The sequence below is a fragment of the Shewanella waksmanii ATCC BAA-643 genome (assembly GCF_000518805.1).
GTDB classification, from domain to species: Bacteria; Pseudomonadota; Gammaproteobacteria; order Enterobacterales; family Shewanellaceae; genus Shewanella; species Shewanella waksmanii.
In genome coordinates this window covers 36,695-60,722 of sequence record NZ_JAEH01000031.1, presented here as the reverse complement: position 1 = coordinate 60,722, position 24,028 = coordinate 36,695, and the positions used below count along the sequence as shown (strand labels likewise).

Annotated in this window: 23 protein-coding genes; 12 read left to right on the top strand and 11 right to left on the bottom strand. The window is 47.0% G+C overall.

All coding sequences use genetic code 11. From position 1 onward, the window contains the following. Positions 1-105: 105 nt before the first annotated feature. Entirely contained in the window at positions 106-420 is a 315-nt protein-coding gene (gene metJ, locus L865_RS0113415) for a met regulon transcriptional regulator MetJ (protein WP_028773715.1), read from the bottom strand. 214 nt (positions 421-634) lie between these two features. Between metJ and metB the strand changes: the two genes are divergently transcribed. From metB to L865_RS0113380, 6 genes are all read left to right on the top strand, one after another. Further along, positions 635-1,801 carry a cystathionine gamma-synthase gene (gene metB, locus L865_RS0113410; protein WP_028773714.1) on the top strand — a complete coding sequence of 389 codons (1,167 nt, stop codon included), beginning with the start codon at positions 635-637 and terminating at the stop codon, positions 1,799-1,801. 22 nt (positions 1,802-1,823) lie between these two features. Beyond that, positions 1,824-4,217 (top strand): bifunctional aspartate kinase/homoserine dehydrogenase II, encoded by a 2,394-nt coding sequence (locus tag L865_RS0113405; RefSeq protein WP_028773713.1) that lies wholly within the window; start codon positions 1,824-1,826, stop codon positions 4,215-4,217. Between the two features lie 155 nt (positions 4,218-4,372). Next, positions 4,373-4,570, top strand: a complete 198-nt coding sequence (locus L865_RS25540; RefSeq protein WP_028773712.1) for a hypothetical protein — start codon at positions 4,373-4,375, stop codon at positions 4,568-4,570. Between the two features lie 191 nt (positions 4,571-4,761). Then, positions 4,762-5,652 (top strand): methylenetetrahydrofolate reductase, encoded by an 891-nt coding sequence (metF, locus tag L865_RS0113395; RefSeq protein WP_028773711.1) that lies wholly within the window; start codon positions 4,762-4,764, stop codon positions 5,650-5,652. A gap of 179 nt (positions 5,653-5,831) precedes the next feature. Next, positions 5,832-6,044, top strand: coding sequence for a cysteine-rich CWC family protein (locus L865_RS23770; protein ID WP_051484603.1), 213 nt, complete (start codon positions 5,832-5,834; stop codon positions 6,042-6,044). 142 nt (positions 6,045-6,186) lie between these two features. Beyond that, positions 6,187-6,627: a hypothetical protein gene (locus L865_RS0113380; RefSeq protein WP_028773710.1), complete on the top strand. Its 441-nt coding sequence runs from the start codon at positions 6,187-6,189 to the stop codon at positions 6,625-6,627. 72 nt (positions 6,628-6,699) lie between these two features. Here the strand turns inward: L865_RS0113380 and L865_RS0113375 are convergent, their stop codons facing one another. Beyond that, a complete protein-coding gene (locus tag L865_RS0113375; protein WP_028773709.1) occupies positions 6,700-7,254 on the bottom strand; it encodes a TetR/AcrR family transcriptional regulator in 555 nt (184 codons plus the stop codon). 144 nt (positions 7,255-7,398) lie between these two features. On the opposite strand from L865_RS0113375, the gene L865_RS0113370 reads away from it, so the two are divergent. Together L865_RS0113370 and L865_RS0113365 are read left to right on the top strand one after the other, a co-directional pair. After that, on the top strand, positions 7,399-7,998 hold the full coding sequence (locus L865_RS0113370; protein ID WP_028773708.1) for a hypothetical protein: 600 nt from the start codon (positions 7,399-7,401) through the stop codon (positions 7,996-7,998). 17 nt (positions 7,999-8,015) lie between these two features. Next, positions 8,016-8,882, top strand: coding sequence for an SDR family oxidoreductase (locus L865_RS0113365; RefSeq protein WP_028773707.1), 867 nt, complete (start codon positions 8,016-8,018; stop codon positions 8,880-8,882). Positions 8,883-8,908: 26 nt separating this feature from the next. Here the strand turns inward: L865_RS0113365 and L865_RS0113360 are convergent, their stop codons facing one another. Next, entirely contained in the window at positions 8,909-9,310 is a 402-nt protein-coding gene (locus L865_RS0113360) for a hypothetical protein (protein WP_028773706.1), read from the bottom strand. A gap of 166 nt (positions 9,311-9,476) precedes the next feature. On the opposite strand from L865_RS0113360, the gene L865_RS0113355 reads away from it, so the two are divergent. Beyond that, positions 9,477-10,619: an NAD(P)/FAD-dependent oxidoreductase gene (locus L865_RS0113355; protein ID WP_028773705.1), complete on the top strand. Its 1,143-nt coding sequence runs from the start codon at positions 9,477-9,479 to the stop codon at positions 10,617-10,619. Here the strand turns inward: L865_RS0113355 and L865_RS0113350 are convergent. The 7 genes from L865_RS0113350 to L865_RS0113320 all read right to left on the bottom strand — a co-directional run bounded on the left by L865_RS0113350 (position 10,605) and on the right by L865_RS0113320 (position 17,650). Beyond that, positions 10,605-11,501 (bottom strand): alpha/beta hydrolase, encoded by an 897-nt coding sequence (locus L865_RS0113350; RefSeq protein ID WP_028773704.1) that lies wholly within the window; start codon positions 11,499-11,501, stop codon positions 10,605-10,607. The genes L865_RS0113355 and L865_RS0113350 overlap by 15 nt on opposite strands. 379 nt (positions 11,502-11,880) lie before the next feature. Then, positions 11,881-13,680, bottom strand: coding sequence for a DEAD/DEAH box helicase (locus L865_RS0113345; RefSeq protein ID WP_028773703.1), 1,800 nt, complete (start codon positions 13,678-13,680; stop codon positions 11,881-11,883). A 240-nt stretch (positions 13,681-13,920) separates the two neighbouring features. Beyond that, positions 13,921-14,904: a M28 family peptidase gene (locus tag L865_RS0113340; protein ID WP_051484602.1), complete on the bottom strand. Its 984-nt coding sequence runs from the start codon at positions 14,902-14,904 to the stop codon at positions 13,921-13,923. Between the two features lie 624 nt (positions 14,905-15,528). Next, positions 15,529-16,032, bottom strand: coding sequence for a hypothetical protein (locus L865_RS0113335; protein WP_028773701.1), 504 nt, complete (start codon positions 16,030-16,032; stop codon positions 15,529-15,531). A gap of 13 nt (positions 16,033-16,045) precedes the next feature. Further along, positions 16,046-16,297 (bottom strand): HNH endonuclease signature motif containing protein, encoded by a 252-nt coding sequence (locus L865_RS23765; protein WP_051484601.1) that lies wholly within the window; start codon positions 16,295-16,297, stop codon positions 16,046-16,048. A gap of 423 nt (positions 16,298-16,720) precedes the next feature. Beyond that, the gene (locus L865_RS23760) at positions 16,721-17,296 is read right to left on the bottom strand and encodes an ImmA/IrrE family metallo-endopeptidase (protein ID WP_037471140.1); all 576 of its coding nucleotides are present in this window, start codon (positions 17,294-17,296) and stop codon (positions 16,721-16,723) included. Between the two features lie 9 nt (positions 17,297-17,305). Continuing rightward, a complete protein-coding gene (locus L865_RS0113320) occupies positions 17,306-17,650 on the bottom strand; it encodes a helix-turn-helix domain-containing protein (RefSeq protein ID WP_028773700.1) in 345 nt (114 codons plus the stop codon). 204 nt (positions 17,651-17,854) lie between these two features. Here L865_RS0113320 and L865_RS26020 point away from each other — a divergent pair, with 204 nt between their 5' ends. Next, entirely contained in the window at positions 17,855-17,977 is a 123-nt protein-coding gene (locus tag L865_RS26020) for a hypothetical protein (RefSeq protein WP_281171122.1), read from the top strand. An 883-nt stretch (positions 17,978-18,860) separates the two neighbouring features. Here the strand turns inward: L865_RS26020 and uvrA are convergent. Beyond that, positions 18,861-21,686 (bottom strand): excinuclease ABC subunit UvrA, encoded by a 2,826-nt coding sequence (gene uvrA, locus L865_RS0113305; RefSeq protein WP_028773699.1) that lies wholly within the window; start codon positions 21,684-21,686, stop codon positions 18,861-18,863. A gap of 202 nt (positions 21,687-21,888) precedes the next feature. Here uvrA and L865_RS0113300 point away from each other — a divergent pair, with 202 nt between their 5' ends. After that, positions 21,889-23,256, top strand: a complete 1,368-nt coding sequence (locus L865_RS0113300; protein WP_028773698.1) for an MFS transporter — start codon at positions 21,889-21,891, stop codon at positions 23,254-23,256. A gap of 64 nt (positions 23,257-23,320) precedes the next feature. Then, positions 23,321-24,028: single-stranded DNA-binding protein (locus L865_RS25885; RefSeq protein WP_211237698.1), on the top strand; the 708-nt coding region annotated here is incomplete at its 3' end.

Sequence of the window (24,028 nt, the reverse complement as noted above, 5' to 3'; positions counted from 1 at the left end):
CGGTGGAAAACTAAAACGTGGAACGTGAACAGGTTGAAACGTCAGCCGAGATGGCCTGGCTAACATTTCAAACTCAGTAGGTAAACTAGAGCAAACGCGGTTGATCTATTCTAGTTCTTCCCACTCGATGCCCATTTCGTCCATCAAGCGTTTCACTTCTGCTGGCATGCTATCGGGCTTATCTTTAGACAAGTCTTCATCGTTAGGCAATGGCTGGCCAGTATAAGCATGTAAAAATGCTTCGCATAACAGCTCGCTGTTGGTGGCATGGCGTAAGTTATTAACTTGGCGGCGAGTACGTTCGTCAGTTAATACTTTTAAAACCTTAAGCGGAATTGAAACAGTGATTTTTTTTACCTGTTCATTTTTTTTGCCATGTTCAGCATATGGGCTTATATAATCGCCATTCCATTCAGTCATCGACTCACCTGTAAATTCTCAAATTCGGGGCAGATTTTATACCCTTACAAACTACAGTCAAATTATTGCCTCTTATTTTTGTTAATTGCAAATAGATTTCTACATGTTTGGACGTCTAAATGGCTAAAATTGGTTGACGAGGGCCACCACCTTCGGTACATTTAGACGTCCAGACATCTCTTAGGTGTCTATTTTCATATTTTAGGAGTAGATGATGACAGAGCGTAAATTGGCCACCGCAGCAGTACGTCGAGGTATTGAGTCCGATACTCAGCACGGTGCAGTTGTACCGCCTATTTATCTTTCTACCAACTACTCATTTGATGGTCACAAAAATCCACGCGATTTTGACTATAGTCGCTCAGGTAACCCTACCCGTTGTATTTTAGGTGATGCGATCGCCGAACTGGAAAAGGGCGCGACTGGCGTTGTGACCTGTACAGGTATGGCTGCCATTACCCTAGTTACTAGCTTATTGGGGCCAGATGATCTGCTGGTGGTTCCCCATGATTGTTATGGTGGCAGTTATCGACTGTTTACTAATTTGGCCAAAAAGGGCGCGTTTAAATTAGTGGTTGTCGATCAAACCGATGAGGCTGCATTAGCCGAAGCTATTAGTAAAAAACCTAAAATGGTGTGGCTAGAAACCCCCTCTAATCCGCTTTTACGTGTTGTTGATATTGAGAAGATTGCCCAGGCCAGCCACGACGTGGGAGCTCAAGTCGTTGTTGACAACACTTTCCTTTCGCCCATCCTACAGCAGCCTTTGTTATTGGGTGCTGATATTGTGATCCACTCAACCACTAAATATATCAACGGCCACAGTGATGTTGTCGGTGGTGCCGTGGTGGCTAAAGATGCAGAAGTGGGCGAGTTACTGCACTGGTGGTCAAATACTTTAGGGTTAACTGGATCTGCTTTTGATAGTTACCTGACATTGCGCGGTATACGCACCTTAGCCGTGCGTATTCGCGAGCACCAAGCTAATGCAGAGAAAGTCCTGGCCGTATTAACACGTCATGATGCGGTTGATACTGTGTACTACCCAGGTTTGCCTGATCACCCTGGACATAAAATTGCGGCTAAACAACAAGCAGGCTTTGGTGCCATGCTCAGTTTTGAATTAAAAGGTGGCGAAGCGCAACTTGTTGCCTTCCTGGATGCGTTAAACTATTTCTCTGTGGCCGAAAGTTTAGGCGGTGTGGAAAGCTTAGTGGCTGTGCCTGCCACCATGACACACCGAGCGATGGATGCACAGGCGCGCGCAGAAGCGGGCGTACACGATACCCTCATCCGTTTATCTGTCGGTATTGAAGATGGCGAAGATTTAGTGGCTGATATCAGCGCAGCGTTAGATGCCGCCAATGCGGCTAGTTGTTAAGCTCGTTTAGTAGGAGTAACAGATGACACGATGTCATTTACATAAATTTGGTGGTTCTAGCCTAGCTGACGCTGATTGCTATCGCCGTGTCGCGCATATTTTGCTGACTCATGGTCACAGCGATGATTTAATTGTGGTATCAGCAGCGGGCAAGAGTACTAATTTTCTCTATAAACTGCTTACGCTACGTGACAACGGTGAACTGTGGCAAGAAGAGCTGCAGGTGCTGATGAGTTATCAGCAAAACCTGATTGAACAACTGCTATCCAATGAGCAAGCCCGCAGCCTACGTGAACGTTTAGCCACCGACAAAGCAACGCTAATCAGCTTGTTGTCATTAGAGCGCTTAAGTGAATATCAAAGCAACCAAGTGGTGAGTTTTGGTGAACGCTGGTCGTCTTGTTTATTGGCGGCATTGCTACGTGAATCTGGCGTGGCGGCTGTTGATGTAGACGCGCGCACTTTACTCGTGGCTGATGAAGCAGCGGTGCCGCAAATTCGGTTGCAAGAGTCGAAAGACAAAGTGCAGGCCGCGCTGAGCGCTCACCCCAATCAACGAATTGTAATCACCGGATTTATTTGTGCCAACGACAGTGGCGATACCTTACTGCTAGGCCGTAATGGCTCAGACTTCAGTGCCACATTGTTAGCAAGCTTAGCGGATATTGAACGCGTCACTATCTGGACCGATGTGGAGGGGGTGTTCAATGCAGACCCTAACCGTATCAATGATGCCAAACTACTTAAGAGCATGTCGTTAACCGAAGCTAACCGTTTAGCGCATTTAGGCTCTCCTGTGTTGCATAATCGCACCTTACAGCCGCTGTTTGATACAGAGGTTAGCTTAGCGGTACGTTCAAGTTACGCACCGCATACTGACTTTACCTTAATTGCCCCGAAAAGCTCGCAAGCAAGTGCGCCTGTGGTGACTAGCTTACCTTCGGTGTCATTACTGCAATTAACCGCCCGTGCACCACTGCCACAGCTGCTAGCAAGCTTTGCTCAAGCAGGGCTTACGCCTTTAGCGCATTGGCCGCTCACGCAAAACCGTGTTGAGCTAGCTTTTACCCATGAAAACGAGAAACAAGCGCTGGCAGTGATTGAGTCTAACAGCAGCGAATTGGCCGTTAGCGAAGTATCAGTGAAGCAAGATTTAGGCTTAGTGGCGTTAGTGAGCGCTGATGCCAATTTGTATCGTCGTGGTTTTGCCCGCTTGTTGAGTCGCGAAGCTCGGCCACTGTGCAATGATGGCTTAAGCTTAGTCACCTTAGTGCCGAAGTCACAGGTTAACCTGTTGACCCAAAAGGTGCATCGTCGCTGTGCTGGGCCAAGAAAACGCATTGGCGTGCTGCTGTTGGGTGTGGGTAATATCGGCGAAGCGTGGATTGATCTGTTTAAACAGGCCAGACCTAACCTCAATAAAGAGTTAGAAGCCAGCGTTGAACTCATCGGTTTGCTCAGCTCGCGCAAGGCACTGCTATCAGATACCGACATTGACCTAGACAGTTGGCAACAGCGGTTTGATAGCGAAGCTGAAGCTTGGCAATACAGCCAGTTGTTTGACAAGCTACAAGGCCTAGAGTGCGATGAGATTGTCGCGCTCGATATCAGTGCTAGCGCAGATTTAACCCTGCAATATCCTGCGTTTTTTGCCCGCGGAATCCATGTGGTCAGTGCCAACAAGTTAGCCGGTTCTGGCCCACTGGCGTTTTATCGTGAACTGAAGCAGCAGCTGGGTAATCGTCGCTTATTTTGGCGTTACAATGCCAGTTGCGGTGCCGGGCTGCCGGTACAGCATGCGCTCAATGATCTGCATAACAGCGGGGATTCAATTGAAGCGGTTGGCGGGATTTTCTCTGGCACCCTATGTTGGCTGTTTGAGCATTTTGATGCCAGCAAGCCGTTTTCGCAGTTGGTGTTAGAAGCCAAAGGTTTAGGCATCACAGAGCCCGATCCTCGCGATGATCTCTCCGGCCGTGATATGCAGCGCAAACTGCTTATTTTAGCTCGCGAGATTGGCCATGAAATTGAGCTCGAGGATATTGAACTTAATTCTTTAGTCCCACCCGAGCTGGTTGATATTTCTACTGAGCAATTTATCGAACGTATTGGTGAACTGGATGCGCAGATGCTGCAGCAATTCCAAGCGGCTGCCGAGCAAGATAAAGTGTTGCGTTATGTTGCCTCGTTGGATCAAATCGATGGCGAGCTTAAAGCGGCCGTTGGTATCCAGTGGGTTGATAGGGATCATGCTTATGCCAACCTCACACCGGGAGATAACGTGTTTGTGGTGCGCAGTGCGTTCTACCAAGACAACCCGTTAATTATTCGCGGACCGGGTGCGGGCCGAGAGGTCACGGCGGCTGCGGTGCAGTCGGATCTGGCGCAGATCTGTCGCGATCTACTCCAAGAGTAGCGATACAAACTATTGAAAAGGATGCTGCGGCATCCTTTTTTATGCCATTTTCCCGCTAAGGTCAGTAATACCAATCAGTATAAGAATTTGATCAACTCAGCGCGCTTTTGGCAAACTAATTCAAGGCGAATAATTGAAACAATGGTTGTTCCCTTGTGAAATTATTCAACGCAGAAGTAGGTAGCCAAAAACGCGCCACAATGGCGAGTTTTAGCGGTTCTGATGCGGAGTTAACGAGCTTAACCGTAGAACAACTATGCTCTTCACTCGTTGCAAGCCACATGGATGTGGTGAATGTCATTAATGCAGGAGCATTTAAGGACCTTGCCTCAGTACCGCTAAACTCTCGCTGAGTGACTAAATGTTTATACTGATTGGTATAATACCAATCAGTATAAACCAATCGTTGTACTGTCTAATGAATAGATATTTCACCAATCAGGCATTTTTACGCTTGACTTCAACCTCAGTTTCTCTAGTATATGGACATATAGACGTCCAAACGTCCATGTGTAATTAAATTAGTCGGTTTGAGGAAAAAGAAATGGCATTTCATCACGCACAACATGCAACGTCGTTAAACCAGAGCTTATCTGAGCTTAATGGTGATATTAATGTGTCATTTGAATTTTTCCCGCCTGCTAATCCAGAAATGGAAACCTTACTGTGGAACTCAATTCGTCGTTTAGAGCCGCTGAACCCTAAATTTGTGTCAGTGACCTACGGCGCAAACTCTGGCGTACGTGATAGAACCCACGGGGTGATTGAGCGTATCCAAAAAGAGACAGATCTGGTTGCCGCGCCGCACCTAACATTGGTTGATGCCAGCGATGAAGAGCTGATTGAGTTGGCGAAACATTACTGGAATTCTGGTATACGCGATATTGTTGCTTTGCGTGGTGATTTACCTGATGGCAGCCCTAAACCGACGCGTTTTGCCAATGACCTTGTGCGCTTGTTGCGCTCGGTTGCTGACTTTGATATCTCAGTTGCTGCATACCCAGAAGTGCATCCTGATGCCACCAATGCTCAAGCGGATTTGATTAACCTAAAGAAGAAGATTGATGCTGGTGCTAACCGTGCGATTACTCAGTTCTTCTACGACGTTGAGTCATACTTACGCTTCCGCGACCGTTGTGTTGCCGCTGGTATTGACGTGGAAATTGTACCTGGCATCCTGCCGGTTACTAACTTTAAGCAATTGAAGCGCTTTGCAGGCATGACTAATGTGTCGATTCCTGGCTGGTTGCATAAGCAATTTGAAGGTTTAGATGACGACCCATCGACCCGCGCGTTGGTTGGCGCTAACGTGGCGATTGATATGGTTAAAGTCTTGTCGCGCGAAGGCGTGAAAGATTTCCACTTCTACACCCTAAACCGAGCCGAACTTACCTACGCAATTTGCCACACTCTTGGGGTTCGTCCAGCTAAATAGCAGGCAATTTGCATCTATGAATACTCAAACCTCGCCACCGTGCGAGGTTTTTTGTCTCTATCAAGGCAGGTAGAATGGCATTACTCCTAAGCGGTTAATATCGATACTCTATACTTATCGACTATGAACCGCCGCAGTGCTTAATCAACTTGCTAACAATGGATTAGCTTAAGGATATTATGTCATCATCAATATGTCCGTTATGCCAGCAAGATAACCGCTGCGCCTTAACGCAGCAACAACCCGCTGCACAGTGTTGGTGTATGCAGCAAACGTTTCCAGCTAAAGCGACACTGGCCGGGCGTAACTTGCCGTCACAGCAGTGCTTATGCCAGTCCTGTGTGCAGAGATTACTTGAAGAGGCCAGCCAAGGGATTAAACGCTTAGACTAAGCAAAGCCATCTTCACTGGGCGCAGGCTGTTGACGTACTAGGGCTGAGCCACCATGTTGATTAACACTTGTTAAGACTATTTGTGTTGGCCTCATGCCCAAGTTGACTTACTATCAATTGAGTAATACCTAAAGGGACGATGATGAAAAAGTTAATGTTAGCGATGATGTGTGGCGGCGCACTGATCGGCTGTGAAGATGCCGCCAAAGCGATTGATGATGCGCAACAAGCTGCCAATGAAGCGGTAGATAGTGTTCAGCAGAAAATGGAAGCTATCGACCTAGAACAGTTTAACTTAGATGAGCTGAACCTCGGCCAATTTGGTGATGCTGCAGATAAGGCCAAAGAGTTAGTTTCTAGCGTGCAGGAAGCGCTCGAGTCTGATCTGGCTAACCCTCAGGTTGTCACCGAAGCCAAAGAGCATATCGCCAACGCCTACCGTTGCTTAGTGGACGCATCATCGGTATCGACGGCTGAAAAGATCATCAATGAGGTTACCGCCTCCATTAGCGATGAAAATGCACTGAGCTTGATTGAGAAAAGCGTCGAAAAAGCCGAGGCAGCCAAAGAGTGTGTGATGTAAAGCCAGTCACACATCGCAACCGGTAGGTGAGTTAACAATATTGTGGTAACTCACCAATATAAAATGATGATGTTAACTTGGTTGCGCTAAACAGTAGCCCACTTGCTCAGCAATATAATAGGGCGCCAATGGTTTACCTAGCATCAATTGATGGTTCAATAGGCCAAGCAGTAAGGTGTATAACGGCGCTGAATGTTCGGCGCTAACGTAGTCGGATAGCAATCTAAGATACTTGTCATTGGCGATGTTCATACAGGGATCATCGCTGACGTTGTCTAGGCCAATCACTTCCATATAGTCCGCAACCAGTTTCATTTCTTGAAAAAATCTCGGCGCGAGCATTGCGAATAAACTGATAAAGTTGTCGACTCTTTGTTGTCGGGTGGCATCCGCTGTCAAGACTGGGCTTGCAAATGCGCTGGCATCATAATTAATGATCGCTTCTGTGGCCGCAATAAACAGCTCATCTTTGCTTTTGTAGTAATGATAAACCGCACTCTTACTCATACCGAGGTATTCGCATAGCTGTCGCATGCCCACGTTTTTATACCCCTGTTGCAAAAATATCTCAGTGGCTTTCATGGCGATATGTAGGCGTTTCTCATTGTGGTCGACGATCTTTGGCATAGCTGAGCTCTGTGCTGACATAGGTGCGGAAGTTCGGTGATTATATCAGTATTATTTATTTAGACCGCTCGGTCAATAAAACTTTACTCCGGTCAATTTTTACGCTACTTTAAAAAGACCATGTGGTCTATTTTGGGTGAAAACATGAAAATTGAGTGGTCAACTCCGCCATTACGTAAGGGTTTTAACGCCAACATTGATAAATTAATCGGTCCTGGGGCAACCGCTGCAGAGAAGTATTTGCAGTCGATTGTGCCGCTACTGGCAGCGGGCGTGCTGTTAGCCTGTGTTTATCTAGGTCAATGGGATTGGCAGGTTTGGCAAGTGATTATTGCAGTGATATTAACCGTGGATATTGTCGGTGGAATTATCACTAATGCTACGTCGACGGCAAAACGCTGGTTTCATCGAAAAGGGCAAGGATTGTGGCAGCATATGCAATTTATTAGCATCCACTTTGCACAGCTAGCGCTATTTAGCTGGGCGTTTTTGCAGTTTGACATCCAGTGGATACTGGTTGCGGGCGGTTATATGCTGCTGGCGAGTATGGCGATTTTATTAACCAACTTGTACTTACAACGGCCCGTGGCGCTGATCTTTTACGCGAGCAGTATTGTGCTTTCAAGCTACTACTTAACCGTGCCAGCTGGGCTGGAATGGTTTTTACCGCTGTTCTATCTTAAATTGCTGATAAGCCATCTATTGCGCGAAGAACCTTATCGGCCTAATGCAGAGTCACTTTGACCCATAGGAACATATTTATGTTAGATAAACCGCGGATTTTGGTTGCCGGTGCCAGCGGCTATTTAGGCTCACATATTGTCAAATACTTGCTGAATACCGATTACGAGCTTAAGGCACTGGCAAGATCGCCCGATAAGTTACGCGCCTTAGGGCTCAATGAGCAACAGATTATCAACGCACAGGTGACACAGCCAAGCAGCTTAATGGGCTGTTGTCAGCACATCGATGTGGTGATCAGTTGCATTGGAATTACTAAGCAACAAGATGGTTTGAGTTACCAAGAGGTGGATTATCAAGCCAATCTCAACTTGCTTAACGAAGCAGAACAAGCCGGGGTAAAGCAGTTTATCTATATCTCAGCATTTAACGCCCCGCGATACCCTCAGGTGCGTTTATTGGCCGCCAAAGAGCGTTTTGCGCAGCGATTGCTAACATCAAACCAATTGCAGCCGTGTGTGATTAGGCCCAATGGCTTCTTTTCCGATCTACAGGAGTTTTATCACATGGCGGAAAAGGGGCGGGTATATCTGTTTGGTGATGGAGAGATGCAACTTAATCCTATCCACGGAGCGGATTTAGCCAAGTTTTGTGTTGAGGCAATGGCCTCAACACAGCAACAAATTGATGTCGGCGGTCCACAGGTGCTGTCGGTCAAACAGATTGCCGAACAGGCATTTGCTGCGCAAAGAAAGCAGGTTAACATCTGCTATATCCCCGATACCGTTCGACGGGTGGCTTTATGGATGATAAAACACTTGCCGGAAAAATGGGTCGGCCCGCCGGAGTTCTTTTTGACTATGATGGGGGACAACGCGGTCGCGCCTGCGACAGGCAAGCGCCACTTAGCGGATTACTTTCAAGCATTAACCCAGCACAAGCGTTAACCTATCAGTACTTTATTAACCGCTGATTAGTTGAAAGTGGGCTGGGCCTTGGCAAGTTGATATTTGAGCCAAGTAATAGCCAAGGCATTGCCCTGTGGTTGGCCACGGAAAACCCGGGTATTAAGGCGATCCACTTGGCGTACGGTATAGAAAGCCGGTGGCAATTTAGGTTCAACTGGGGCGTGGCCGACGACAGCGGTGGCAATCAAGTTGGGCGATGAGGCCATGCACAATTGTGCTTCATAGCTATAGGTGTAGTGGTGACGTTTATCGATAAGTAAGCCGTAGGGACCACTGAAAATTTGTTCTAGGCACTGATCAAATTCTGTGATCATATCTAAATCAATCTCAACGCCATCATTGATGGTGACTGATGCAATATTTTGCTCTATTTTATTAATTTCACAGCCAAAACTAAGCTGGTACATATGGCCTCCTTGCCTACCCAAATAGGTAAATATGCTATTTGTTGTCGTCAATTCGTATGATGATATAGGGTCTTTTAGTATAGAACAGCTTGTATATTGAGCAACCATGTAAACCAAAGTATTAGCTTAGGGTCATTTAAGATGTTGTTTAAGCGAAGAATAAAATATGCAAAAAACTAGCGATAGCATCGACACCTTAGTGGTTGGCGCTGGCGTCGTGGGATTGGCCATTGGCGCAGAGTTGGCCAAGCAAGGTCGCGAGGTGGTGGTGGTTGAACGATTGCCGCAGTTTGGCATGGAAACCAGTAGCCGTAATAGCGAAGTGATCCATGCTGGGCTGTATTATGCGACGGCGAGTCTCAAAGCTCTGCTTTGTGTTCGCGGTAATCAGTTGCTTTACCCGTATTGTCAGCGCAATCAGGTTGGCTATCGTCGGTTAGGCAAGCTAGTGGTTGCGCAGCAAACCACGCAATTGCCACAGCTAGCGGCATTGCAGCAACAAGCACAGCGCAACGGGGTGATGGACACTCAGCTGCTGACTGCTGAGCAAGTGCATGCTAAAGAGCCAGCGATTAACGCTTGCGGCGGATTGTGGTCACCCTCAACAGGGATTATCGATAGTCATGGCTTTATGACCAGCCTGCTGGGGCAGCTGCAGCGCTATCAAGGGCATCTGGTTAGCCAAACAGAGTTCATCACTGCAAGGCCGCTAAATGACGGATTTGATGTTGAGCTTGAAACTGATGGCGAGCGCTATCAATTGCATTGTCGCGAGCTGATTAATTGCGCCGGACTGTGGGCGCAAAGTGTATCGCAGCGCATAACCGGGTTAGCATCGACGCATATTCCTCAAGCCTATTGGTGCCGTGGCCACTATTTTAGTTATCAGGCACCGTCGCCGTTTAAGCATTTAGTTTACCCCTTGCCGACTAGTGATGGCAGCGGTTTGGGTATTCACAGTACTTTAGATTTGGGTGGCCTGCTTAAGTTTGGCCCAGATACCCAATATATCGATGTGAACCCTGATCTGCCGGTAGATTATGCTATGCCCGCCGCGTTGCAAGAAAAGTTCACCCAGGCAATTAGCGATTATTTTCCCCAGCTTGATGGCAGTAAATTAGTCCCCGCGTACAGTGGCGTGAGGCCCAAACTACATAATGGTGCAGGCAATGGTAGCGATGATTTTATCATTCAAGGTGCCCAAACCCATGGACTAAACGGCTTGGTTAATCTGTTTGGCATAGAGTCGCCGGGGTTAACCGCATCATTGGCGATTGCCGAATATGTCGCTCGGTTACTTGATAAGTGACAAGTTAGGCTTTTTGGCAATTAACCACTGTTTTGCAGCACTCGCTTTAGCGCTGCCTTTGGCACTCAGCTGCTGGCTTAAATTACTAACGGCAACATGGGTTTGGTGTTTGCGTAAAATAAACTTACGTTTTGTGGTGAGTTTACCGGTTGGATCACGCAGCAGCTGGCGGTAATACACGTTGAGCTGGCGCCGCTTTCTCGCCTCTTTATAGAAAGCCTGTGTATCAATCTCATTGTGTAAGTAGTCGATGACGACCTTACTGAGCATGCCCATTTTATTCAGTACACTTGGGACACGGTGACCCACGCCCGGCAGGCGTAAGAACTGCACCACATTGCTAAAACGGCGATAATGGTGGTGATCAGCAGGGTAGAGCGAGTCGCAAATGACGGTGAGTGGAATGTCGCAAATCGCGGCGTCATTATGGGGGCCTTGCCAGTTTGGATGCGCACCATACTGCTTAACTTTAGGCTCTTGCGGGGCAAGCTCGGCATTCATTGAACTGATAGGCATCATCATCAGTGCCCTATCAAGGCCTAAACGCTTCGCGTGTAATCCAATGGCAAAACAACCGCGGCTTGAGCCGTAGGCAATTCGCTCTGGAAAAACCGCTAAGCACTCGCCTAAAGCGTTGAAAATGTCCATACAAGCTTGGCTTTGGTAGAAGTTCTGTTGGCCATTATGGGTGATAGATAGCACATTCATTTTGCGTGATTTTAGATAGTCGAATCCCCACAAATTCTGCTGCATATCCATACGGTCGGTGCCGCTATTGCCAGGCGCAAAGCACAGCACCACAGGTTTACTGAGATCAACAATATGATATTGATAACTCATATCGCAGCTGTCGATACGTACATCTTCATGCAGTGTTAACATGTTAATCAGTCCTTGCGAATGGCCTTGGCTAAATTGCGGCCGCCATCCTAAAGACTTAATCTGAGTTGTTAAGCTTTGTTACAGTTAAAGTGTGATCTGGATCGCGTTAAAAATCACTAGGTTAAACAGTTGTTATTTATTGTTTTTATGTTTGATTTGCTTATGTTTTGTACAAGTTTTGCTTTCGTGTTTATGTTGCATTATTGACTACACAGGTCGGGTGTTAAATCTAACAGCCAATTTCCTTAATGCTTTTGCCCGGTAGCGGAATAGTGCGACTTGTAGATACAACAGAGGTTGGGCAGTGGGATTTGTCTGGCAACAAAAAAGGAGCCATAAGGCTCCTTTTCTTTCGCTTTAAACTGATTAAGTTTAAAGGTTAACCATTGTCGCGGCTGCTATTGCCTTTGCGGTGAGAACGCTTTTCACCGCCACCTGGGCGACGGTCACGACGATCACCAGATGGCTTACGACGGCGTGGTGGACGACCATCGTTTGAGTTCGATACGTTCTCTGTGCCAGAGGCTTCACGAATGTTCAATGGACGACCGCACACGCGCACTTTCTTCAGGTGCTGTAATACATCTTTTGGCATGCCATCAGGCAGGTCAATCGAGGTCATTTGGTCGAACAATTGGATTTGACCAATATAGCGGCTGTCGATATTCGCTTCGTTAGCAATTGCGCCAACGATGTTACCCACACCAACGCCATTATCACGACCCACATCGAGTACGTAGCGGCACATTTTCACATCTGGGTTATCTTTAAGCGACTCAGCTTTACCGATATCCGTTGGGGTAGTACGACGATTGCGGTCACGGCTGTTACGCTCATCACGGCTATCACGTTGACGCTCTTGGATTGGAGGCAGTTGTAGTGGACGCTCTTTCTGAACTTGCTGTAGCAACGCGGCTGCAAGCAGATCAGTATCGATTTCCAGCTGTTGGCACAGTTGTGCAACGGCATCTTTCATGAAATCGAGATCGGTATTAATGGTTTCAGCGACTTGCTCACCTAAACGAGATAAGCGACGCTCGGTCACAGTCTCTGGGCTAGGCACATTCATTGGCGAAATACGGCTCTTAGTGGCACGCTCGATGGTGCGTAGCATACGCATTTCACGGTGAGTCACAAACAAGATTGCCATACCGGTACGGCCAGCACGACCTGTACGACCAATACGGTGAACGTAAGCTTCAGTATCGTATGGGATATCGTAGTTAATTACGTGTCCAATACGCTCAACATCTAGACCACGTGCCGCAACGTCAGTTGCGATAAGGATATCTAGCTTGCCACGCTTAAGCTGCTCAACGGCACGCTCACGGGCTTGTTGGTTCATGTCACCGTGTAGTGGTGAAGAAGCGTAACCGCGGGCTTCTAGCTTTTCTGCTAGTTCAACACAGCTGTTACGGGTACGTACGAAGATGATAATCCCTTCAGTGTTTTCCACTTCAAGAACGCGTACTAATGCTTCAAGCTTATTGTGTTGTGACACTTGTACAAAACGCTGCTCGATTGATTCAACCGTAGTATGGCTGGCCGCGATGCTGATATGCGTCGGCTTATCGAGGTACTTGTTAGCAACACGCTTGATTTGCTCTGGCATGGTTGCCGAGAATAAAGCAAGTTGGCGCTCTTGTGGGGTGTGCTCTAGGATCCACTCGATATCGTCGATGAAACCCATTTTCAACATTTCATCAGCTTCATCCAGTACCATAGCTTGTAGTGTTTCAAGCTTAAGCGTTCCACGACGCATATGGTCCATCACACGGCCTGGTGTACCGACAATAATTTGTGGTCCACGGCGCAGTGCATTGAGCTGTTGGTGCATGCTTTGACCGCCATAAATTGGCAGTACATGCAGACCTTTCATGAATTTTGAATAGCTACCAAACGCTTCGGCAACTTGCACAGCAAGTTCACGAGTAGGCGCAAGGACAAGAATTTGTGGGGCATTCTTAGTAGCATCAATCGCATTAAGTAGCGGTAAGGCGAATGCGCCTGTTTTACCGGTACCGGTTTGTGCTTGACCAAGAATATCTTTACCTGCCATTAATGGATCGATACTGGCAGATTGAATTGGCGTTGGCTTTTCGTAGCCTAGCTCGTCAAGAGCACGCAACAAAGGCTCGGCAAGACCGAGTTCGCGGAAAGTTTTTTCACTGGATGACATGGGTTGTAGCCTTGTGGTATAACAAAGTGCGTTTGATGCACTTACAGGTTCTATAGACAGAAAATCAACCCCGTGTCGACTTCCCGCACCGAAACTTATCAGTAAGCCCGCTAGTATAACAATAAACTTCAATATTCGCCATCTAAAAAAGCACGTTTTGCTTGTAATTTAAACCAATCAATAAATAAATTCCTTAAAAACAATTGTTTAAATATTTCAATTTTAATGCCAATTTGTAGCTTATGAGTTATTTTGTAGAAGATAACTATCAATAATTACCAGTTGGTAGACAGATTCGGTGACAGCCGCCAGAAATGTGATATCTATCTTGTCGGCGGTGTCTGAAGGTTGATGGTAGTCACCATGATTGGGCACGCCAAAGTACAGCCAAGGCACATCGGCACGGTGGAAAGGATAGTGATCTGAGGCGCGCAACCAATCAATTTTTTCGATGCTGCGCCCCGCTAATGGCGCACGATGGCTACGAATACAAAGCCCCAATGGCTGGCTGATCTGCTGTTTTATGCCTGCAAACTGTGCAAAGTTACGTCGGCCCTCTAAGTAAATAGCATGCGGGCGATCTGGGCGACCTATCATGTCGAGATTAATAGCCAGTTCAATATCGCTAAGGGCTATGGGTGAATTTGTTTGGCTTAGCTGCTCCACTAACGCATAGCTGCCAAACAAGCCGGGCTCTTCGGCATCAGTGGCAACAAACAGCACATTCACGTCACTGGCTTGCTGTGAGATATGGGCGGCGAGCGCGAGTAAGGCAGTAACGCCTGACGCGTTGTCATCGGCGCCGTGGTATACCTTGCCCGCTTTCTCACCTAAGTGATCATAGTGGGCCAAAATGATCCGCCAAGGTTGTTTAGGTTGCTGCGCATAATGAGCCGCAATCAGATTAGTGCCAGTTTTGCTGCTGAAGTTTTGTTGATATTCAAAGGGATGACTGAAACTGCCTTGCCAAGGGCTGAGACCTGCTGATTGAAAACGCTCGATAATGTATTGCTGCGCTTGCAAGGAGCCCGCTGTACCGGTTTTACGCCCTTGCATGGCGGATGAAGCGAGTTGCTCAATATCGGTTTGCAGCTGCTTGGGTTGTGTCCATTGCAGTTGAAATTCGGTCGGGCAGGGAGGACGGCTAGCGCAGCCCAGCAAAGTACTGATGCTACAAAATAGCAGTGCGCTGAGTATCCATGGTCGATACCTGCAGATCCCCATTGTCACTATCTCCTTGTTATACCAAATGGTATGGGCATTGTGATACTCCCTTATTATCAATGCGTTCCTCTTTAGTGTAGCGATAATTGCTGGGTTGTCATCAACCCTTTGGGTAATGCGCTTTCAGCGGGATGGGTGGTTTCGATCTTCCTCATGAGTAGGGGTTGGTTATTTGTCTATTTGGTTGTCATCTGCCCGATGAGTTTTTTTGAACACTCGCCCCCAGCGGGGGATGTGCATATGTGACTGTGACTCGCCGTGAACCCATCCATGGGGGGCTCTGCCGTGAGCATCTGATGTGAAGGGATTCACAAATGCCGCGGTGACATGGATGTCAAAGAGCGGCCATGTTTTCGATACCCTCAGCCGCATCTGCACTGGATTAATTGTTTCTTCGATTTGACTGTAATTGGGAAACAGAGTGTAAGGGTAACTTGTTTTTGCCTCAAATGATTAATAGTTCGAAATGTCATTTCCGATAATTAAACTAGTTTTGAGATACTAAAAGTATTTGATGACAAGAGGTAAGACCAGGCCCATTTCATTCTGATGGCTTGGGTATCAATGCGAAGAAACAAATAATAAAGGCCCTTGTTAGGCCTTTATTTTATCGGTAGAAGGTAGCTATTGAACAGTGTCTTTAACGTACTCATCTATGGAGCTATATAAAGAACCAAACCCTTCCGTGGAAAAATTGAATACCCAGTCCGGCGAATTTTTATGAGGGACTACAAACGTCACTTGCTTGTTTCTGTAGTGATTAAACTCTTTCAAGACATAATCATTACTTTTCGCTGTAGAAGGGTAAATGTTCAGCCACTCGTTTTTGTAGCAGCTCATCCCAAAAGCGACTTTTCTATCGTTGACGGTCATAGTGAGTGGACCACTGTACGAACTGTCTTTGTCCGCACAGAAGGTTTTATGGGACAGAATCATCTTAAATTCAACAGAAGGAGAGTTACTTTTAAGGCCTGATGGTCTAATCATAGCTTGGAAGCCACTATCAGGGCTATCTACCCACCCTTTATAGTAGTTATCTGCATCTCTCCACCAAGAATCATCAGCGGCAGTAGCTTGTGTTGTCCCTAGCAGGAGCAAACAGGCTGCAAAGGCATATATCTTTATCATTATTTGGTCCTTTTTAATATGGGTACTGGTTGCCTTTACGGCGATTTTCTTGAGTTTGTAATGCTTGTAGGTTTCTGGCAGCGTTGCTACCACCTTTTGATTTTGGACGCTTATGATCTACCTCCCAGCCTTTTGCACCAAGAGTGCCATATGCAGGTTTGTAAATTTCGTTGCCTTTTGCGTCACGGCGGAAAAGGTTTGGGTTCTTTCCACGAATAGGGCGAGCTGCATTCCAAGCAGTGTCTTTTTGTTTTTGACTAGCCATAAAGGCCTCCAGATTATAAATAGTATTAGTAGCCTCTAGCCATAAGGGTAGAGGCTATGGTTAGTTACTTACTGCAATTATTACAGTGAGGTATTACTAAGCAGCGTTTACCTTTTTTGGGGTAGATAACTTTGCCTTTCTTAGTCACATGACTGACAAAGCTCACCTCGCAAGGTTGCTTACACTTAGGGCAGTATCCGCTTTTCATAGCTTCACTCTCCTTAAGTTTGAGAGCTTCACCGCACTAACGTGTCTTGCGTTTCAATGCAAAAAGTCTATAATCTGGGTTGTCAAACAAAGATTCGACTCGGTTCACTCTCGGGTTAGAATTATCCCTAGCTTCTCGTTTGGTCACTTGAGCTAAGGTGCCTAATTAGCCCTTTCCATGGTCAGTGGATGGGGCTTTTTACATTATGGCTGTCTTCATAGAATACCCTCCTGTTTGTATCGGTAGTGTACATAACCAGCAGACTCAAAGCTGATGCCAAATTTCTGCTCTATATCTCTCGGAGAGTAAACGCCTTCTAGTTGACGAGAATCTACTAATAGCTCACTAGCAAACGTATTGGCTTGCCACTCTGCATCTTCTGTATAGTGATGGTTGGATGGGGTTTGAGCACGGGCGAATGCTGGGTCTGTATTACGGTGCAGCAATACATGTCCAAGTTCATGAGCAAGAGTAAACTTATCTCTCGGACTACCATTTAAAGCTGCATGATATACGCTTTCTCGGCATTTAATGATCGGTTTATTGGTAGCGCTGTTTCCATTTGGAAGGGAAACGGCATATTCACTTTTAAGTTCGTAATCCTCGACTAATATAAACTCGATCTCGCCTTTGTCTCTGAGGTAATCTAGGAGTTCCGCGATAGGTAAAATTATTTGCCCAAAGCGTTTGTGATGCACCAGCTTGTTTCTAACTTGATGAGCAATGGTTCGAATTTCATGCGTAGATTGCTTCGGTACTTTGTTACATAGTTTGCGATTTTTCTGATGCATCCATTTTCCTTACTTCATAATAATATCCTGAACAGATTTAAGCTGCTCATCTGAAAGTTCATCGAAAGCTCGCGCAAACATAATCATTGTTTCGCGTTGCTTACCATTACCTGATGTTAAATCTGTTTTTATTGCTGGCTGAGATATGTAAATTAACTGTTCAACTTCTTGAACGCTACTGACACCATATATATCGACTATCTTTTTTGCCAAAGTTGGCTGGATTGTACGTTTACCAAGCTCCATGGCAGAAAGCTGTGCAGAACTGATATCAAGAGACTCAGCCATCTCTCTAAGTACCAATTCTTTTTCAACTCGTAGTTTCCGCAGAAACTTACCAAATGCTGTTACCATATGTTCATCCTCGCCTAAAGTGCTAGTTATTAAGCACTGTGAGAATTAAAACACGTCTTTTTGAAATTATCAACTGATTATCTTGAAAAATATTCTACATTTTTTGTAGAATATTTTTCAAGGGCTCGATTTGGTGGTGATTCTCGAAAATTTGTTTTCCTGCATTTATATAAAGGAGCGTTATTGATTTTGAGTGTGTAGGAGATGCAACGGTCATTGCGCGCTGAGTATAACGATGACGCAGGTAGCTCTAGGTTTGGTGCGTTAGACTATGAATTGGATGCTAAACATGATGACGATAGGGTATTGGCGCTGTCGAATATATAACAATATTGAGGGAGATGTTGAGTTGGGAGGTACGTGGAGTAAAAGTAAACTTCAATTGAGAGTTCTAGATTGATCACTAAAAGCCTACCTTTAGGCTCCTTGCAATCGCATTTTTGTGCCTAAAACTCAGCAGCAACTAAAGTTCGACTTCGAAGAGATAAATTACCCAGTGTAGATGCGGCTGAGGGTGTTGGTGGCATGGCCGCTCTTTGACATCCATGTCACCGCGGCATTTGTGAATCCATTCACATCAGATGCCACGGTCAAGAGGCCATGGATGGATTCTCTTGAAAACAAATAGGCGTCCCGATATAGCATCTGCACATACCCCGCTGGAGGCGGAGGTTACCCTTTAGAACATCAGGTGGATGACTACCAATCCCCCGCTGCAGGCGAAAACCCCACTTTCAGTCATCAAGTTGATGATAACCAAACAAGGTGAAAACCTGCTGGCCCTGTGGATTTGCCCATTAAGTCACTATTTAGGCTGCTGAATGAATTACCGTTACTTCGAAGAGATAAATTACCCAGTGTGAACGCGCGTTGACTCTCGGTGACAGGACGTCACCGTGAAGCCTACATGGAAGTATTCACGGCGCGTCATAAGCATGTTCGCACATCCCTCGCCGGGCAGGCGAAACACTCCCCGCGACTCATCGGGTGAATGACAACCATACCCCGCTGGAGGCGAAAACCAACACGCGACTCATCGGGTGAATGACAACCATACCCCGCTGGAGGCGAAAACCAACACGCTACTCATCAGGTAGATGACAGCCAAACACTATATTGAAGATGAGAAAGCGATAACTCTATGCCGCAACCATAGACAACAGTTTGCGGCACAGAACTCGATGTGTGGGATCAGCTGATCTCAGCCACCTTAAGCTAGCAAAGGTTTCAAAAACCTCGCTGTATGCGATGTTGGATGCTCCGCCACTTGCTCTGGGGTACCGGTAACCAAAATGGTACCACCACCTGAGCCACCTTCTGGGCCTAGGTCGACAATCCAATCTGCGGTTTTGATAACATCTAAATTATGCTCGATAACCACCACAGTATTGCCATGGGATTTGAGGCGATGGAGTACATCAAGCAGTAGTTGGATGTCGGCAAAGTGCAGGCCGGTTGTGGGCTCATCTAAGATATACAGGGTTTTACCTGTGTCACGTTTAGATAGCTCTTTGGCTAACTTGACCCGCTGCGCTTCACCACCGGATAAAGTGGTGGCACTTTGACCAAGGCCGATATAAGACAAGCCAACTTCCATCAGCATTTGCAGTTTGCGGGCGATGGCGGGCACTGCATCAAAAAATACTCGGGCTTCTTCAACGGTCATTTCGAGCACTTCGTGGATGCTTTTACCTTTGTATTTAACCTCAAGTGTTTCGCGGTTGTAGCGCTTACTCTTACAGCTATCACAGGGCACATAAACGTCAGGCAAGAAGTGCATCTCAACTTTAATTAAACCATCACCCTGACAAGCTTCACAGCGGCCGCCTTTGACGTTGAACGAGAACCGGCCAGGTTTGTAACCACGGGCACGGGACTCCTGTGTGGCGGCAAACAGTTCACGAATAGGCGTGAAAATACCTGTGTAGGTAGCCGGGTTAGAACGTGGTGTACGGCCAATGGGGCTTTGGTCAATATCGACCACTTTGTCACAGTGGTCCATGCCCTTAACCTCTTTATAAGGCGCGGGTTCATCGACCGTGGCGCCATTTAGCTGGCGATGGGCAATTTTGTAGAAAGTGTCGTTGATAAGCGTCGACTTACCTGAGCCTGATACACCGGTGACACAGGTAAATAGGCCCACTGGAATTTGTAGATCCACATCTTTGAGGTTGTTGCCTGATGCACCAAACAGCTCAATAAGTTTGCTGCCGTCGTACTTAGCCACGCTTTCATGGATCTCAATCTTCTTTTTGCCAGAAATATACTGGCCGGTGACCGAGGCTTTGCAATCGGTGATTGCTTTTAGCGGCCCATCACATATCACTTCGCCGCCATGTACACCGGCACCTGGACCGATATCGATAATATGGTCGGCCATGCGGATGGCGTCTTCATCGTGTTCAACCACAATTACGGTGTTACCTAAGTCGCGTAAATGGATAAGGGTTTTCAGTAGGCGTTCGTTATCACGTTGATGCAGGCCGATTGAAGGCTCGTCCAGCACGTACATCACGCCGACAAGCCCGGCACCAATTTGGCTGGCCAGACGAATACGCTGTGCCTCACCGCCTGATAGGGTATCGGCAGAGCGCGATAAGCTCAGATAGTTAAGACCGACATTGACCAAAAAGCCTAATCGATCGCGCACTTCTTTGAGGATCTTTTCCGCAATTTGCGCACGTTGACCACTGAGCTGTAGCTGACTGAAATAGTCCATCGCCTCGCCAATTGACCATTGGGTTAGCACCGGTAGATTTAAGTCTTCAATAAATACGTTGCGGGCTTCTTCGCGCAAGCGCGAACCGCCACAACTATTACATGACTGGGTGTTGATGTATTTGGCCAGCTCTTCACGTACCGCATTCGATTCGGTTTCGCGGTAACGTCTATCCATATTATTGAGGATGCCCTCAAATGGATGTTTACGTACCACCACATCGCCACGATCGTTAATGTACTTAAACGAAATGCTCTCTTTGCCCGAGCCTTGCAAAATAATCTGTTGGACTTTTTTACTCAGATCTTTAAACGGCTTTTCAACATCAAATTTATAATGTTCAGCAAGCGAGCTTAACATCTGGAAGTAATAAAAATTGCGTCTATCCCAACCGCGGATTGCGCCGCCGGCCAGTGACAGTTCGGTATTGGTGATCACGCGGTCAGCATCAAAAAATTGCTGCACCCCAAGGCCATCACAGGTTTGGCAAGCCCCCGCTGGGTTGTTAAACGAGAAGATGCGCGGCTCAAGTTCCGCCATTGAATAGCCACACTGAGGGCAAGCAAAGTTGGCTGAAAACAGCAGTTCTTCACTGCTACCGGCTTCCATTGGCGCGACGGTGGCGATGCCGCCAGAAAGCTCTAGCGCGGTTTCAAATGACTCGGCTAAACGTTGGCTTAAATCATCACGCACTTTAAAGCGATCGACCACCACTTCAATGGTGTGCTTAACGTGCAGTTCAAGCTCTGGAGGATCGGTGAGATCGCACACTTCGCCATCAATACGGGCACGGATAAACCCTTGGGCAGAGAGGTTGTCTAGCAGTTTGACGTGCTCGCCTTTGCGATCATTGACCACAGGGGCGAGTAACATCTGGCGGCTGCCTTCCGGTAACTCTAGCACTTTATCGACCATCTGACTGATGGTTTGTGCCGCTAGCGGTTGGTGATGGGTTGGACAGCGTGGTTCGCCGACGCGGGCAAACAGTAGTCGCAGATAATCGTAGATTTCGGTAATGGTTCCCACGGTTGAACGTGGGTTATGGGACGTGGACTTTTGCTCAATTGAAATGGCGGGGCTCAAACCTTCAATATGATCAACGTCGGGCTTTTCCATCAAGCTTAAAAACTGGCGTGCATAGGCCGATAATGATTCAACATAGCGACGCTGACCTTCGGCGTAGAGTGTATCAAAAGCCAGTGATGATTTTCCCGAACCCGACAAGCCAGTGATCACAATAAGCTTGTCTCTGGGTATGGTTAAATTGATATTTTTCAGGTTGTGGGTTCGTGCGCCACGTACTTCAATGGTGTCCATCTAAATCGTCAATCCTACCGAAAACAAAAGAGCGTAATTATCGCACAAAAGCAGGAATAGATCCTATCTAAACGTGATCAAAATCATGTCATGACCCAGCCAGTTTCCTATAGGTGCATTAGATTTAGATTTTCTTTTGAGCTGCCTAAATGCTTCGTGATAACATGCGCCACTTATTTATGTATTCAGATCAGGGCGGGAAATGGCTAATAACGGACTTTCAAAGACTGAGAAAAAAGTCGCCTTTTCGTTAGCCAGTGTATTTGGTTTGCGCATGATGGGCTTGTTTATGATCATGCCTGTCTTTGCACTTTATGGTCAGCACCTTGAAGGCTTTTCACCTTTGTGGGTGGGTATTGCTATTGGTGCTTACGGCTTAACTCAAGCACTGTTACAAATTCCAATGGGCATCTTGTCCGATAAATATGGCCGTAAACCGATCATTATGGCCGGTCTGTTGTTATTTGCCGTTGGTAGTGTGGTGGCCGCGATGGCTGACACGATTTACGGCGTGGTAGCAGGGCGGGCGATGCAAGGCATGGGGGCGATTGCCGCTGCGGTACTGGCACTGGCTGCTGACTTAACCCGTGATGAACAGCGTACCAAAGTGATGGCCATTATCGGCATGTGCATTGGTTTCTCGTTTGCACTATCACTGCTAGTTGGCCCTATTGTGGCACAAACCGTTGGATTGTCTGGCCTGTTTGCCATGACGGCCGGGTTAGCGCTAGTGGGCATGTTGATTGTGCAGTTGTTGGTGCCCACACCCATTAGCCAAGCGCCAAAAGGCGACACGGTCGCTACCCCCGCTAAGCTAAAAGCCATGTTGTTTGACCCACAACTGTTTCGCCTCGATGCGGGCATCTTTATCTTACATTTAGTGCTTACCGCCGTTTTTGTGGCGCTACCGCTGGATTTAGTCGATGCCGGTTTAGCCAAAGAAAAACACTGGATGTTGTATTTCCCCGCCTTTATGGGCGCGTTTTTCTTGATGGTGCCGCTGATTATTATTGGCGTGAAGAAGAAAAACACTAAAGCGACCTTTCAAGTGGCGCTGATGATCATGATGTTGGCATTAGCGGCAATGGCGATGTACGCCAACAATTTAGTGGTGCTGAGTATTGCGGTAGTGTTGTTCTTTACCGGCTTTAATTACCTAGAAGCATCACTGCCTAGCTTGATTGCCAAATTTTGTCCGGTTGGTGATAAAGGCTCGGCGATGGGCGTTTATTCGACCAGCCAATTTTTAGGGGCATTCTGCGGTGGTTTATTAGGTGGCGGCGCCTATCAATTACTGGGCGCAGCCGGTGTATTTGCCGTGGCATTTGTACTAATGGCATTGTGGCTAGTATTAACGATTGGCATGAAAAATCCCGTGCTATTAAAAAGTTATACACTAGAAGCTGTGGTTGAAGGTAAAGCCCAAGCACAAGCGATGGCCACAGAGCTATCTCAGCTAAAAGGGGTGGCCGAAGCCATTGTGGTGCTAGAAGAAAAAGTCGCCTATTTAAAAGTAGATGAGCATTTCGATTTGAGTGAGGCGCGAGCTGTGTTAGGCTCTGTCAATTAACTCATGTTGGCGTGTCCCATGAGTATGTATATTAGATTTTGAAAGAATATCGCAGGAGATTTCAATGGCCAGTCGTGGTGTCAATAAGGTAATTTTGGTCGGTAACTTAGGGAAAGACCCTGAAGTACGCTACATGCCAAATGGCAATGCCGTAGCCAACTTTACAGTGGCTACCAGTGAGTCTTGGAAAGACCAACAGGGTCAACAACAAGAACGCACAGAGTGGCACAACATCGTGATGTATCGTCGCTTAGCCGAAGTGGCTGGTGAGTACTTGAAAAAAGGCTCAAAAGTTTATTTAGAAGGTAAACTGCAAACCAGTAAGTGGCAAGATCAGCAAACGGGTCAAGACCGCTATAAAACTGAGATTAATGCGAGTGAAATGCAGATGCTAGATAGCCGTGGTCAAGGTGGTCAGCAAGGTGGCGGTGGTTACGGTCAACAGCAGCAAGGTGGTGGTTACAACGCACCGCAACAGCAGCAACGTCCAGCACCACAACAGGCTGCACCACAAGCTAGCGCTCCACAACAGAGCGGTGGTTATGGTCAACAGCAACCTGCAGCGCCAGCGCCACAACAGCAAGGTGGTTACGGTCAACAGCAGCAAGCTGCCCCTGCAGCACAACCTGCTTACGCGCCTAAGCCACAAAATGCACCAGCAGCGCCACAGCAGCGTCCAGCGCCGCAACCACAGCAACAAGCAGCGCCGCAACCACAGCAACAAGCAGCGCCGCAACCACAGCAACAAGCAGCGCCGCAACCACAGCAACAA